General features: G+C 61.6%; 11 protein-coding genes. 6 read left to right on the top strand and 5 right to left on the bottom strand.

Annotated elements, in window-relative coordinates; all coding sequences use genetic code 11:
- Positions 1 to 41: 41 nt before the first annotated feature.
- From putP to NAV33_RS15155, 3 genes are all read right to left on the bottom strand, one after another.
- Positions 42 to 1,526: a sodium/proline symporter PutP gene (putP, locus tag NAV33_RS15165; RefSeq protein ID WP_255981475.1), complete on the bottom strand. Its 1,485-nt coding sequence runs from the start codon at positions 1,524 to 1,526 to the stop codon at positions 42 to 44.
- Between the two features lie 206 nt (positions 1,527 to 1,732).
- Complete coding sequence (gene putA / locus NAV33_RS15160) at positions 1,733 to 4,894, bottom strand: bifunctional proline dehydrogenase/L-glutamate gamma-semialdehyde dehydrogenase PutA (RefSeq protein WP_255981473.1); 3,162 nt, start codon at positions 4,892 to 4,894, stop codon at positions 1,733 to 1,735.
- A gap of 242 nt (positions 4,895 to 5,136) precedes the next feature.
- Positions 5,137 to 5,916 carry an AraC family transcriptional regulator gene (locus NAV33_RS15155; protein WP_255981471.1) on the bottom strand — a complete coding sequence of 260 codons (780 nt, stop codon included), beginning with the start codon at positions 5,914 to 5,916 and terminating at the stop codon, positions 5,137 to 5,139.
- Between the two features lie 151 nt (positions 5,917 to 6,067).
- Between NAV33_RS15155 and lon the strand changes: the two genes are divergently transcribed.
- The 6 genes from lon (at position 6,068) to NAV33_RS15125 (ending at position 12,422) form a co-directional block, all read left to right on the top strand.
- Positions 6,068 to 8,449, top strand: coding sequence for an endopeptidase La (lon, locus tag NAV33_RS15150; RefSeq protein WP_255981469.1), 2,382 nt, complete (start codon positions 6,068 to 6,070; stop codon positions 8,447 to 8,449).
- Positions 8,450 to 8,628: 179 nt separating this feature from the next.
- Positions 8,629 to 9,024, top strand: a complete 396-nt coding sequence (locus tag NAV33_RS15145; protein ID WP_255981467.1) for a protease inhibitor I42 family protein — start codon at positions 8,629 to 8,631, stop codon at positions 9,022 to 9,024.
- A gap of 105 nt (positions 9,025 to 9,129) precedes the next feature.
- The gene (gene cmoA, locus NAV33_RS15140) at positions 9,130 to 9,873 is read left to right on the top strand and encodes a carboxy-S-adenosyl-L-methionine synthase CmoA (RefSeq protein ID WP_336605399.1); all 744 of its coding nucleotides are present in this window, start codon (positions 9,130 to 9,132) and stop codon (positions 9,871 to 9,873) included.
- The gene (gene cmoB, locus NAV33_RS15135) at positions 9,870 to 10,832 is read left to right on the top strand and encodes a tRNA 5-methoxyuridine(34)/uridine 5-oxyacetic acid(34) synthase CmoB (protein WP_255981465.1); all 963 of its coding nucleotides are present in this window, start codon (positions 9,870 to 9,872) and stop codon (positions 10,830 to 10,832) included. The genes cmoA and cmoB overlap by 4 nt, the downstream gene beginning before the upstream one ends.
- A 449-nt stretch (positions 10,833 to 11,281) precedes the next feature.
- Positions 11,282 to 12,172: a LysR family transcriptional regulator gene (locus NAV33_RS15130; protein ID WP_255981648.1), complete on the top strand. Its 891-nt coding sequence runs from the start codon at positions 11,282 to 11,284 to the stop codon at positions 12,170 to 12,172.
- A 43-nt stretch (positions 12,173 to 12,215) separates the two neighbouring features.
- A complete protein-coding gene (locus NAV33_RS15125; protein WP_255981464.1) occupies positions 12,216 to 12,422 on the top strand; it encodes a DUF2905 domain-containing protein in 207 nt (68 codons plus the stop codon).
- Between the two features lie 35 nt (positions 12,423 to 12,457).
- Here NAV33_RS15125 and pdxJ read toward each other — a convergent pair whose 3' ends face one another.
- Positions 12,458 to 13,204: a pyridoxine 5'-phosphate synthase gene (gene pdxJ / locus NAV33_RS15120; protein ID WP_255981463.1), complete on the bottom strand. Its 747-nt coding sequence runs from the start codon at positions 13,202 to 13,204 to the stop codon at positions 12,458 to 12,460.
- Positions 13,197 to 13,889, bottom strand: a complete 693-nt coding sequence (gene recO / locus NAV33_RS15115) for a DNA repair protein RecO (protein ID WP_255981462.1) — start codon at positions 13,887 to 13,889, stop codon at positions 13,197 to 13,199. The genes pdxJ and recO overlap by 8 nt, the downstream gene beginning before the upstream one ends.
- Positions 13,890 to 13,963: the final 74 nt, after the last annotated feature.

Raw genomic sequence — 13,963 nt, 5'->3', positions numbered from 1 at the left:
GTAATCGACAGCGGGGTTCCTTTGTTACGGCAGCCGGTTGATCAGCGGCCGTGGTATTCGTTTTCTGCGTCTTCAAAACGCTTGATCATGCTGGGCGAGGCGCCTTGGCCGATCTTGCTGAAGACCACGATAGCGATGCTGGCGAGGATGAAGCCCGGGATGATCTCGTACAACCCCATGCCGATGAACTCCTTCCACACCACTACGGTGACGGCGCCCACGACCATGCCGGCCAGCGCGCCGTTGCGGGTCATGTGCTTCCACAGCAGCGAGATCAACACCACCGGACCGAAAGCAGCACCGAAGCCGGCCCATGCGTAGGACACCAGGCCCAGCACCTTGCTGTCCGGGTTGGAGGCGATGCCCAGGGCGATGAAGGCGATCAGCAGCACCATCGCGCGGCCGATCCAGACCAGCTCGGTCTGCGAAGCGTTCTTGCGCAGCATGGCCTTGTAGAAGTCCTGCGTCAGGGCGCTGGAGCTGACAAGTAGCTGCGCGCTGAGGGTACTCATCACTGCGGCCAGTACGCCGGAGAGGATGACGCCGGCAACCCAGGGGTTGAACAGAATCATCACCAGCTCCATGAACACACGCTCGCCGTTCTCGCTGACCGGGCCGGCCAGTTCCGGATGCCCGGCGAAATAGGCGATACCGAAGAAGCCCACCGCCACAGCACCCGCAAGGGTCAGAATCATCCAGGCCATGCCGATGCGGCGGGCGTTGGGGATGGTCTTCACCGAATCGGCGGCCATGAAGCGCACCAGAATGTGCGGCTGGCCGAAGTAGCCTAGGCCCCACGCCAGCAACGAAATGATGGCGACGAAGGACAGCCCGCTGAACATGTCGAAGGCGGCTGGGTTCTGGGTGGCGATGGTGTCCATCGCCGCACCCATGTCGCCTAACGCGAGGATGACGAACACCGGCGTGATCAGCAGTGCGAAGATCATCAGCGTAGCCTGCACGGTGTCAGTCCAGCTGACCGCCAGGAAACCACCAATGAACACGTAGAGGATGGTTGCTGCAGCGCCGATCCACAGCGCCAGATCGTACGGCACGCCGAAGCTGCTCTCGAACAGGCGCGCGCCAGCGACCACACCGGAGGCGCAGTAGATAGTGAAGAACACCAGGACAACCAGCGCCGAGAAGATGCGCAGCAGACGGCTGTCGTCTTCGAAACGGTGCGAGAAGTAGTCGGGCAGCGTGAGTGCATTCTGGTTGCGCTCGGTGTGTACACGAAGGCGGCCGGCCACGATCAGCCAGTTCAGCCAGGCACCAGCGATAAGGCCGATGGCGATCCAGCTTTCGGACAGCCCCGCAACAAAGATCGCGCCCGGCAAACCCATCAGCAGCCAGCCGCTCATGTCCGAAGCGCCGGCTGACAGTGCCGTGACGAAACTGCCCAGGCTGCGTCCGCCGAGGATGTAGTCGTCGAAATTCTTGGTGGCGCGATAGGCGGCGAAGCCAATCAACAGCATGGCGCCGATATAGATCACGAACGTGATCAGAGTGGGTGTACTGATGCTCATCTTGTTCCCTCGTTAGTTGTTGTTGATGGGCGCGAGGGTATTCCCGATCCCACCTGGCAGAGGGCGATGGCGGTTCGTGCCATCACCGGCGACGGACCCAATCGGGCCCGTCAGTGGCGGAAGAGCGATCCGCCAACTGTTCTGGTTGTTCTACTTCGCCGACGGTCTCTGAGCCGAGCCGCCGGCTGTTGTTGCCAAGCTAATAATCAGTCGTCGACCAGCGACAGCAGGGACGCGTTACCGCCCACAGCGGTGGTGTTGGTGGACGTGGTGCGTTCGTTGACGAAGCGCAGCAGGTAGCTCGGGCCGCCCGCTTTCGGGCCAGTACCGGACAGCCCACATCCACCGAACGGCTGCACGCCGACCACGGCGCCAACCTGGTTGCGGTTGACATAGAGGTTGCCGACCCGCGCCAGCGCTTCGATGCGCGCCGCGGTCTCCTCGTTACGGCTGTGCACGCCAAGTGTCAGGCCGTAGCCGGTGGCATTGATGTCGGCGACGACCTTTTCCAGATCCGCCGCATCGAAACGGACCACGTGCAGCACGGGACCGAACTGCTCCTTCTTCAGCTCGTGGATCCCACCGATCTCGAACGCGACCGGCGCGACGAAGTGGCCATTGAGACTGCCGGGCAGTTTGGCTTCGGCAATCAACTTGCCCTCCGCCTTGAGCTGCTGAATGTGGGCCAGCAGACCGTCACGGGCTTCGGCATCGATCACTGGACCCAGATCGTTCTCGCGCAAGTAGGTCGGGCCTACTTTCAGCTCGGCCATGGCGCCTTTGATCAGCTCGATCACGCGGTCGGCGATGTCGCGCTGCACGTAGAGCACGCGCAGGGCCGAGCAACGCTGGCCGGCACTGGTGAAGGCCGAACCGACGGCATCCTTGACCACCTGCTCGGGCAGCGCGGTGGAATCGACGATCATCGCGTTCTGGCCACCGGTTTCGGCGATCAGGGTGGCGATGGCGCCCTCCTTCTCGGCCAGCTGACGGTTGATGATGCGCGCCGTGTCGGTGGAACCGGTGAAGCACACGCCCACCACACGCGGATCACGACAGAACACGCCGCCCAACGTGGCTCCGTCGCCTGGCAGGAAGGCGATGGCCTCCTTCGGCAGGCCGGCTTCGAACATCAGTTCCAGTGCACGGGCGGCAATCAGGCTGGTCTGCTCGGCCGGTTTGGCCAGTACGGTGTTGCCGGCGACCAGAGCGGCAGTGATCTGCCCGAGGTAGATCGCCAACGGGAAGTTCCAGGGGCTGATGCAGACGAACACACCACGGCCTTCGTGGAACAGCTCGTTGCGCTCGCCGGTCGGGCCCTTGAGCTCTTCGCGGCCAAGCTTCAGGCGAGCCTGCAGCGCGTAGTAACGGCAGAAGTCGACGGCTTCGCGGACTTCGTCGATGCCGTCCTGCAGGGTCTTGCCGGCTTCCAGCGTGCACATGGCCATCAGTTCGGCGCGGTTGGCTTCAAGCAGGTCGCCCAGGCGTTCAAGAATCTGTGCGCGCTGCTCGATCGGCGTAGCGTTCCAGCGCGGCCAGAAAGCGGCCAGCCCATCGATGGCCTGCTTGGCCTGGTCGGCGGTGGCGAACTGGGCGGTGCCCACTTCCTGGCTGAGTTCGTACGGGCAATGCACCTTGTGCGGCGCGCCGGTCAGCTTATGGCCAGCGATGACGGGCGCAGCCTGCCACTGGCAGTCGAGGAAGGTCTGGTAGGCGCTGGACAGTTCGTTCCACTGAGTCTGGATGTTCATGTTGATGCCTTGCGAGTTGGTCCGGTTGCCGTACAGCGCCGGCGGAAGCGGGATGCGATGGTTGCCGAGGGTCTTGAACTGACGCAGCTGGGTCACCGGGTGGTCGATCAGCGTCTCGACCGGCACACGCGGGTCGACCAGTTGGTGGACGAACGATGAGTTGGCGCCGTTTTCCAGCAGACGCCGCACCAGATACGGCAGCAGGTCCTTGTGGGCACCGACGGGGGCGTAGATACGCACGTTCTTGCGGTACTTTTCGATCACCGTGTCGTACAGCGCATCGCCCATGCCGTGCAGGCGCTGGAATTCGAACTCGCGAGGCGTCTTCAGCTCGCCGACCATCGCTAGGATGCAGCTGACGGTATGCGCGTTGTGGCTGGCGAACTGCGGGTAGATCACGCCGCGCGTGTGCTCGGACAGCAGATAGCGGGCGCAAGCCAGGTAGGAAGTGTCCGTGCCTTCCTTGCGGGTGTATACCGGATAGCCGTCCAGCCCCTGAACCTGGCACTGCTTGATCTCGCTGTCCCAGTAGGCGCCCTTGACCAGACGCAGCGGAATCCGTGCGCCCAGTTCCTTGCCGAGCAGCGTCAGCCAGACCAGCACCGGCAGGCAACGCTTGGAGTAGGCCTGGATCACCAGACCGAACTCGCCCCAGCCGACGATGGCCGGATCGCGCATGAGCTTTTCGTAAAGCTCCAACGACAGTTCGAGGCGATCGGCTTCTTCGGCGTCGATAGTGATGCCGACATCGAGTTTGCGCGCCAGGATCGCCAGCTCGCGCACGCTCTCGAACAGCTCGGTAAGCACGCGCTCACGCTGGGCGACCTCATAGCGCGGGTGCAGTGCGGACAGCTTGATCGACACCGACGGCCGCGGGCCTTTACCAACCTGCGGCTCGGCACCGACGGTTTCCACGGCCTGACGATAGTCAGCCATGTATTTGCGCGCATCCTCGACGGTCAGTGCCGCTTCGCCGAGCATGTCGAAGGAATAGGTGTAGCCCTTCTCGCGTTCCGGACGGCCGTTTTTCAACGCTTCGGAAATGGTGCGACCCAGCACGAACTGCTTGCCCATCAGCTTCATCGCCTGGTTCATCGCGGCGCGGATCACCGGCTCACCGGAGCGTTTGACCAGTCGACCGATGACATTCTTTGGGCGGCCATCGGCGTTTTCCGGGTCGACCACCTTGCCGGTCATCACCAAGCCCCAGGCGGCGAAATTGACCAGCACGTTGTCGCTCTGGCCAAGGTGGCGTTCCCACTCGGCGGCGTTGAGCTTGTCACGTATCAGGGCGTCGGCAGTGGCCGAATCCGGCACGCGCAACAGCGCTTCGGCCAGGCACATCAGCATCAGCCCTTCGTGGGTATCCAGGCTGTACTGACGCAGCAGCGCATCGAGCGTATCGACGGCGTTATCACGACCGCGCACGGCTTCGATCAGGCTGCGGGCTTCACAGCGAATGGCGTCGATGCCCGCTTCGCCGGGATCGGCCAGTTGCAAAAGTTGGGTAAGGTAGGCCGCCTCGTCAACGCTGTAATTGGCGCTAATAGCGGGAAAGAATTCGGCGGCTTTCAGATTGGCAAAATCGCCCTGCAAGACTTGACCGGCTTTGAACATCGCGCCGCTCCTCTCGTGGAGTGTTGTTGTGTCTGGATCTGGTTTGGCGGATGGCTCGCGCGCGAATTTGCGCAGCGGCTCGCCGAACGCGGTAGGCGAATCTACGGCGGGAGGGTTTTGCGTTGTTGCGCAAAACTATGGAAGTTTTGCAGAAAGCTACGGGGTTTTCGGACTGTCAGAACGCCGTCATGAAAGTTCGCTAGGACGATGCGAAATAATGACCAGACAACGAATAACGCACCTTATCGGTGCATTTTTGATTCAGGCGTTTCGTCGCTGCTGCGCAATCTTTTGGGCGTCAGTCCGAGATAACGTCGTGTGGCGGTGGTCAATGCACTCTGGCTGGAAAAGCCACACTCTTCGGCAATTCTTACCAGCGGCAACGGACTTTCCCGTAATAAACGGCTGGCTCGATCAAGGCGGCTTTTAAGCAAGTATTGATGGGGCGTGAGGCCGACGCTGTCCTTGAACTGCGCGTGGAAGTGGCTGGGGCTCAGACAGACCACCTGTGCCAGCTCGGCAACGGTGATCCGTCGCGCCAGATTGCTTTCGATGTGTGCATCGAGACGGGCGATATCCAGCGCACCGGTCGGCCGGCGCGTCGACTCTCCGAATACACGCAAATGCAGCGCCCGCAGCAGCACGCCGCCCAATGCGCGCGCTAGCAGCGGATCACTACCGTAGCGCGCAAGCTCGGCGCCAGCGTAATTGAGCAGATTATGAAAATCGGCATCCAGTGCGGGATAGCGTGGCGTCTCGAACAACTGGGCCAATAAGCGCGGATCATCATTACTCACGTCTTGCTCGTCGAGATCGATGATCAGCATGCGGTTGTCGCCCTTGCCAGCAAACTCATGCTCGGCATGGCCCGGCACCAGACAAGCACGCATGCGACAGACCTCGCCACCCGAGCCGTCCACTTCGAATTCCGCACTGCCGGCCAGCGACAGTACCAATTGATGGTAGTCGTGGGCGTGTTCGTGGGCCTGATCATCGAGGCGAAGGAGACGGGCGTTGAGCATGGCGGGGTACCTAGGGTCTGTTCCCGTTTCGTCGCGGCACTTTACCGGAGCGGAACAGGTTTTCCCAGCCAAGGCAGGAGCCCATGACAATCCGATTGAAATCATTTGCCCGAGACCCATCTAAGAAACATGTAATCGAAGCAGGTGCCGCATGAACGACGACAGTAATCAGGAATTCGAGCAGGACATTTCTTCCACCGGCCTGGTGCTGCCGGATCAGGAACTGCCGGACAAGCTTTACGTCATCCCGGTGCACAACCGGCCTTTCTTTCCCGCTCAGGTGCTGCCGGTCATCGTCAACGAGGAGCCTTGGGCCGAAACCCTGGAGCGGGTATCGAAGACACCGCACCAGCGCCTTGCGCTGTTCTATATGGACACGCCGGTACAGGATGCAGCCAGTTTCGATCCCGACAGCCTGCCCGAACACGGCACCATGGTTCGCGTGCATCACGCATCCAAAGAGGGCGGCAAGCTGCAGTTCGTCGCACAAGGCATGGCGCGCGTGAGGATCCGTGGCTGGCTACGGCGTAAGCCGCCGTATCTGGTGGAGGTGGATTATCCGCAGAGCGACGAAGATCCGCGCGACGAGGTGAAGGCCTACGGCATGGCGCTGATCAATGCGATCAAGGAGCTGCTGCCGCTCAATCCGCTATACAGCGAAGAGTTGAAGAACTACCTCAATCGCTTCAGCCCGAACGCACCGTCGCCGCTGACCGACTTCGCCGCTGCGCTGACTACTGCTCCGGGCTTGGAATTGCAGGAAGTGCTGGACACGGTTCCGGTGCTCAAGCGTATGGAGAAAGTGCTGCCGCTGCTGCGCAAGGAAGTCGAAGTAGCGAAGCTGCAAAAGGAGCTCACCGGCGAGGTTAATCGCAAGATTGGCGAACGCCAGCGCGAGTTCTTCCTAAAGGAACAATTGAAGATCATCCAACAGGAGCTGGGCATCACCAAGGACGACCGCAGCGCCGACGCCGATGAGTTCCGCTCGCGCCTGGAGGGCAAGGTGGTACCGCCCGCGGCACAAAAACGTATCGACGACGAACTGCAGAAGATCTCGGTGCTGGAAACCGGCTCGCCGGAATACGCGGTGACCCGCAACTATCTGGATTGGGCCACTTCGATGCCCTGGGGCCTGTACAGCGAGGACAAGCTGGACCTCGCACGGGCGCGAAAGATACTCAACGAGCACCACGCCGGGCTCGACGACATCAAAAGCCGCATCATCGAGTTTCTCGCGGTAGGCGCGTTTCGCGGCGAGATCGCCGGTTCCATCGTGCTGCTGGTCGGCCCGCCAGGCGTGGGCAAAACCAGTATCGGCAAATCCATCGCGGAATCCCTGGGACGTCCGTTCTACCGATTCAGCGTCGGCGGCATGCGTGACGAGGCGGAGATCAAGGGCCATCGCCGCACCTACATCGGCGCGTTGCCCGGCAAAGTGGTGCAAGCATTGAAGGAAGTGGAGGTGATGAACCCGGTGATCATGCTCGACGAGGTCGACAAACTGGGCAACAGCCATCAGGGCGATCCGGCCTCGGCGCTACTGGAGACCCTCGACCCGGAGCAGAACGTCGGCTTCCTGGATCACTACCTTGATTTGCGCCTCGACCTTTCAAAAGTGCTGTTCGTCTGCACGGCTAACAGCCTTTATTCGATCCCCGGGCCGCTGCTCGATCGCATGGAGATCATTCGCCTATCCGGTTACATCACCGAAGAGAAGCTCGCCATCGCCAAGCGCCACCTATGGCCGCGGCAGCTGGAGCGGGCCGGTGTACCGAAGAATCGCCTATCGATCAGCGACAGCGCGTTGCGCGGCTTGATCGAGGGTTATGCACGGGAAGCCGGGGTGCGACAGCTGGATAAGCAGCTCGGCAAGCTGGTACGCAAGGCAGTGGTCAAGTTGCTGGACGAACCCGATAGCAAGATCAAGATCGGCCCGAAGGACATCGAGAGCTACCTGGGCATGGCGTTCTGGCACCCGGAGCAATTGCTCAACGGCGTCGGCGTGGTTACCGGGCTCGCGTGGAACAGCATGGGCGGCGCCACCCTGCCGATCGAGGCGACGCGCATCCATACGCTCAACCGCGGCTTCAAACTCACCGGCAAGCTGGGCGAGGTGATGAAGGAGTCGGCCGAAATCGCCTTCAGCTACGTGAACGCGCATTTGAAAGAATTCAAAGGCGACCCGAAATTCTTCGATCAGGCCTTCGTGCATATGCATGTGCCGGAAGGCGCGACGCCGAAAGATGGTCCCAGCGCTGGCATCAGCATGGCCAGCGCGCTGCTATCGCTGGCACGCAACCAGGCACCGAAGAAAGGCGTAGCCATGACCGGCGAGCTGACCCTGACCGGCCTGGTCCTGCCCATCGGCGGCCTGCGTGAAAAGGTGATCGCGGCCCGGCGCCTGAAGCTCTACGAACTGATCATCCCCGAGCTGAACCGGGGTGACTTCGAGGAGCTGCCGGACTACTTGAAAGAAGGCCTGACGATGCATTTCGCCAAGCGCTTCAGTGATGTGGTCAAGGTGCTGTTCTGATCCGGTGAACTCAACGGGCCGCGACTTGCGTAGCGCGGCCCGCTCGTTTACGTGCAGAACCCGATAGCAGCACGAACAACCCTGACAATCATACTGACGCCTTTACGATCAGCTGCCAGGGTTTTAAGGTTTTACCCCAACACCCGAGCCTTCCTTTTCCTTCTTGAGCCGGTCGCCCCATGCACTCTGTTCTGCCCCGCCTGCTGCCGTTCGCTTCCCTGCTCCTGGTTGCCGGCTGCGCCAACACCCCGCCCAGTAGCGTCGCGCTGAACGACGATGCTGCCTGCCCGCTGTCATTGCAGCCAGGCCAGACGTTGATCCTTAGCCTGCCCAGTAACCCGGCCACCGGTTATCGCTGGAATCTTCGCGACGCCTCAGCCGAGCAACTAAAGAGCCTCGGCCCGGAAGTGTTCACTTCGCCGGAGAACGGCATGATCGGCGGCGACGGCGTCTCGACATGGCGATTCGAGGCAGCCGATACCGGTAGTGGCCGTCTGTTTCTCACCTATCAGCGCCCGTGGGAAGCCGACGCGGAGCCGACCGGTCTGTTCGACTGCCGTATCGAAGTCCAGTAATCGCGAATACAAAGCGCCTGCGCCGGCCGTCCGCTGGCGAACGGCGATCCGAGCGGCTTTCCGCTACAATGCCGCCCTTATTTTTCAGCCTGCCCAGACGCCGCCGTGATCCACGACCCAGACCGCCTGTTCGCCAAGCCCCTCGCACAGCCCCAGGATTTCGCCTTCAACGAAGACGTGGTGCGGGTGTTTCCCGACATGATCAAGCGCTCGGTACCGGGCTACCCGACCATCGTTGAGAACATCGGCGTGTTGGCTGCGCAATTCGCTCAGTCGAATACTCGCCTCTATGATCTGGGCTGCTCGCTGGGTGCAGTGACCCAGGCGCTGCGTCGGCACGTTAAAACCGATAACTGCCAGGTGATCGCCGTAGATAATTCCGCCGCGATGGTCGAGCGTTGTCGCGAATATCTACATGCGCAGGACTCGATGTTTCAGGAGTTGTTGCCGGTCGAGGTGATCGAGGCGGATGTCCTCGCGCTCGACTTCCAGCCGTCCTCGCTGGTTGCGCTTAACTTCACCTTGCAGTTCATTCCGCGCGAACAGCGGCCAGTCCTGCTCGGCAAGATCCGCCAGGCGCTGGTGCCGGGAGGCGCGTTGATCCTGTCGGAGAAACTGCGCTTCGAGGACGAGCAGGAGCAGGAATTGCTCACTGACCTGCACATCGCCTTCAAGCGCGCCAATGGCTACAGCGAACTAGAAATCGCCCAGAAACGCAGCGCCATCGAAAACGTGATGAAGCCCGACAGCCTCGAAACCCACCGCCAGCGCCTACTGGGCGCCGGTTTTTCCAAGGTTGTGCCCTGGTTCCAATGCCTGAATTTCGCCTCCTTGATCGCCCTGCCATGAACCTTGATCTGACTTCTCTCGCCTGGCGTCTGGCCGGCACCCCGCTGGCCGCTTGGGCCAATGGCCTGCAACAGCAACTCGACGCCAAGCTCGCCATCGGTCACGGGGATTTGCCGCGCTGGCGTCGTGCGGTCGATGCGCTGCCGAATATCCAGCCCAGTGTCGTCGAGCTGCGCGATGCCTTCCGTCTTGAGGCGAATTGCGATGAGGCCACGCGTGCCGTTACCCATGACGCGCTGTTTGGCCTGTCGCCCTGGCGCAAGGGGCCATTCGACGTGTTCGGTGTTCACGTGGATACCGAGTGGCGTTCGGACTGGAAGTGGGATCGCGTCGCGCCGCATCTTGATCTTGCCGGCAAGCGCATCCTCGATGTCGGCTGTGGCAACGGCTACTACATGTGGCGCATGTTCGGCGCTGGCGCTGACTCGGTGGTGGGCGTCGATCCGAACTGGCTGTTTTTCTGCCAGTTCCATGCGATGAAGCGCTACCTCGAAGAACTGCCGGTCTGGCACCTGCCGATGGCGTTGGAGGAGCTGCCGGCGAAACTTGAAGGCTTCGACACGGTGTTTTCCATGGGTGTGCTCTACCACCGGCGCTCGCCCATCGACCATCTGCTAGATCTGAAGGACTGCCTGATCAAGGGCGGCGAGCTGGTGCTGGAAACCCTGGTGGTCGAAGGCAACGAGCACACCGCGCTGGTCCCGGAAGACCGCTACGCGCAGATGCGCAACGTCTGGTTCCTGCCCTCGGTCGCCGCCTTAGAGTGCTGGCTGCGCCGCGCGGGCTTCGTCGATGTGCGCTGCGCCGACGTCAGCGTTACCAGCATCGAAGAGCAGCGCAGCACTGATTGGATGCGTTATCAGTCGCTACCTGACTTCCTCGATCCGCAGAACCACAGCAAAACCGTCGAAGGTTTGCCAGCACCGATGCGCGCCGTGCTGATCGCTCGTAAGCCCTAACTGCCCGTTCATGACAGCGCCGCCTGCGCTGCTCAGCGACAATCTGCCGCAACGGCAGCGCAGCCCTTTCGCGAAGCCTCGGCCTGCTCAGATCGCGACTGCGAAGCTGACGATCACTCAGGGCCAGCAGTTGCCGATACAAGCATCGCTTGCGCCACGCCTTGTACCAGTCGGCGATGATCTGCTGGAGCCCTACCGGCCACATCGCTGGTAGATACACGTCCGGCATGGCCGGCGCGCGCCGATCCGCAGCCACGCGGCATTGCTGCCGCCGTTCGGAATTTCGCATCGCAACCTCCTACTATTCAGAGGGTGCACAGGCGCACCCGATGCCTGTCGACTGCAACTCGCGTGTCGACAGCATCAGGTTGAGCGCCCTTGACGATTCAGACAAACGACTACAATAGAACTCTCGATTCAGAAAAATTGAAGGCGAACCCATGCCCGGTATGCCCGAAGAATTTCCTCAGTCCGCCATGCCTTTGCTGGAAATCGACGTACTGCGAACATTCGTTTCCATCGCCGAAAGCGGCAGCTTCACGCGCGCGGCCGGGCAGATATTTCGCACTACCTCAGCCGTCAGCATGCAAATCAAACGCCTGGAAACCATGCTCGGCTGCATGCTGTTCATCAGGGAGGCCCGACGCATCGCCCTTACTGCAGAAGGCGAACGATTGCTGGGCTATGCGCGCAGGCTGCTCAAACTTAATGAGGAAACGGTCAGCGCATTCATCGCGCCGCGACTGAATGGGCGGGTTCGCTTTGGCACGCCGGCAGACATCGGCACGCACATCCTGCCTGGCCTGCTATCACTATTCGCACGGACTCATCCGGGAGTCGAAGTGAATGTATCGGTGGGACGTAGCATCGATATGATCCAGCGCATCGACACTGGCGAGCTGGACGTGGCTCTGGTGAGCGTCGGCAATCTCGGCCAGGACGATTCACGCGGTGAGGTCATTCACAGCGAGCCGCTGGTCTGGGCCGGTAGGACGGGCGGTGTCGCGGTGGAGCGCAACCCATTGCCGCTGGCTCTGGCCAGTGCTGATTGCGCTTGGCGGCGCCAGGCGCTGGACGCGCTCGACCGAGCTGATCGCTCGTATCGCATCGCCTACTCCAGCGAGCAGTGTGCCGGTCAGGAAGCGGCGATGATCGCCGATCTTGCAGTTGCGCCGTATCCGCTGAGCCTGGTCAGGCCTCCGCTGAAGCGGCTGGAGGAAGGCGCCAGCCTGCCATCACTCGGCGAGTATCAGATCAAGCTGCTATGCGCCGCGGAGCGCAGCGAGCCGGTAGAGGTGCTTTCACGACATGTCGTGGCAGCCTTTGCCGCCTATCACTGACGAGCCGGATGGCGAGGCCTGAGATGAATTTTCGGGAGACGGAATGACAAAGTGGCTGATGTATGCAGGTGTGGTACTACTCCTGCTCGGCGTTGCCCTTCACTATGCGCCGGGGCTGCTGAGTTGGTTCGGCAAGCTGCCGGGCGACATCCGCATCGAATCAGAACGCAGTAGGACCTTCATCCCGATCACCTCGATGGCGATCCTGAGCGTGGTGTTGACGATTCTGTTGAACCTGTTCAGACGCTAGCTAGGCGACCCGCCGTGAACAGATCGCCACGCTTGTCAGCCGCGAGCTGCCGCGGCCAGGATGAGGTGCTTCATTTCCTTGACGGCCTGCTTGAAGCCAACAAACAGCGCGTGGGCGACGATGGCGTGCCCGATGTTCAGCTCGTTGAGCCCACGGATCGCGGCGATCGCCTCGGCATTGTGGTAATGCAGCCCATGGCCTGCATTGACAATCAACCCGTGGCCAAGGCCTGACTCGACACCTTCACGAATTCGCGCCAGCTCACTGGCACGTTCGGCCACGCTATGCGCATCGGCATAGCGCCCGGTATGCAACTCGATGGCCGGAGCGCCGATGCGTGCGGCAGCTTCGATCTGGCGCGGATCGGCGTCGATGAACAACGAAACTTCTGCACCGCAGGCGGCCAGCTGATCGACCGCATCCCGAATACGAGACTCCTGTCCGGCCACGTCGAGTCCGCCTTCGGTAGTGAGCTCCTGACGCGTCTCTGGCACAAGGCAAACATGCTCCGGGCGTAATTGCTCGGCGAAAGTCAACATCGCCTCAGTGACGCCCATCTCGAAGTTCATCCTCGTCTGCAGGGCGTCTTTCATCATCAGCACATCGCGTTCCTGAATATGCCGGCGATCTTCACGCAGGTGGACCGTGATGCCGTCTGCACCCGCCTCTTCGGCATCCAGCGCGGCTTTGACCGGGTCGGGATAGCGCGTGCCGCGCGCTTGGCGCAGGGTGGCGACGTGATCGACGTTGACGCCGAGCAGGATTCGATTGGCTTCAGTCACGTGGGGCCTCCTTCAAGTTCATGAACAGTTCGCGGCTGACCAACGGTCGGCCACCTAGGTGTGGCGCCAGCGCCTGGCGCATCAATCGTTTCGCTGCCGCCAGCGCCCCTGGCAAGCTCCAGTCAACTTCGGCCATTGCAAGCAGTTCCGCGCCGTTGAACAGCCCCGGCTGAAACTGACCCACCGGTTCCAACCCGGCATCGGGCAACAGGCGATAGAGCCCATCGCTGGCAATCGGCTGGCCAGCGATATCCTTATCCAAGGCGAAACCATAGCCGAGCTCAGTCAACAGTCGCCACTCGAACGAGCGCAGAATTGGCTCCAGCGGACGCTTGGCCGCCAGCGCCGGCAAAGTCGCGGCGTAGTGTTCGAACATTGCGGGATGGGCATCTTCAGCAGGAAGCAGGCGGATCAGTAGTTCGTTTAGATACATGCCGCTGAACAGCGCGTTGCCGTCGAGCCAGAAAGCCAGGCCGGCACTTTCCAACCGCCCCACAGTCTTCAGCTCGCCACGCCCACGAAACTCAACCTCGAGCGGCACGAAAGGCCGAGCCAGAGTGCCCGCCTTGCCTCGCGCACCGCGCAACACCGCCCGCAGCCGCCCCTGCGGTGTAAAGAAATCCACCAGGGCGCTGCTCTCGCGATAGGGGCGACTGTGCAGGACGAAGGCGGTTTGGCTGGTCATGGGATTCAGACTGGAGACTGGATGTCAAAGCTTAAAAAGCTTCGCTCAGCTTGAGCTCCTTGGAGCTTGTCGCT

Origin of the sequence: Stutzerimonas stutzeri (genome assembly GCF_024448715.1) — a bacterium.
GTDB classification, from domain to species: Bacteria; Pseudomonadota; Gammaproteobacteria; order Pseudomonadales; family Pseudomonadaceae; genus Stutzerimonas; species Stutzerimonas stutzeri_AR.
Note: the sequence above shows the minus strand (reverse complement) of the source record. Positions and strands in the feature narration are given on the sequence as shown.

Bases quoted from the DNA above. Each gene is read 5' to 3' on its own strand.
- putP (WP_255981475.1), bottom strand. From the start codon at position 1,526: ATGAGCATCAGTACACCCACTCTGATCACGTTCGTGATCTATATCGGC.
- putA (WP_255981473.1), bottom strand. From the start codon at position 4,894: ATGTTCAAAGCCGGTCAAGTCTTGCAGGGCGATTTTGCCAATCTGAAA.
- NAV33_RS15155 (WP_255981471.1), bottom strand. From the start codon at position 5,916: ATGCTCAACGCCCGTCTCCTTCGCCTCGATGATCAGGCCCACGAACAC.
- lon (WP_255981469.1), top strand. From the start codon at position 6,068: ATGAACGACGACAGTAATCAGGAATTCGAGCAGGACATTTCTTCCACC.
- NAV33_RS15145 (WP_255981467.1), top strand. From the start codon at position 8,629: ATGCACTCTGTTCTGCCCCGCCTGCTGCCGTTCGCTTCCCTGCTCCTG.
- cmoB (WP_255981465.1), top strand. From the start codon at position 9,870: ATGAACCTTGATCTGACTTCTCTCGCCTGGCGTCTGGCCGGCACCCCG.
- NAV33_RS15130 (WP_255981648.1), top strand. From the start codon at position 11,282: ATGCCCGAAGAATTTCCTCAGTCCGCCATGCCTTTGCTGGAAATCGAC.
- NAV33_RS15125 (WP_255981464.1), top strand. From the start codon at position 12,216: ATGACAAAGTGGCTGATGTATGCAGGTGTGGTACTACTCCTGCTCGGC.
- recO (WP_255981462.1), bottom strand. From the start codon at position 13,889: ATGACCAGCCAAACCGCCTTCGTCCTGCACAGTCGCCCCTATCGCGAG.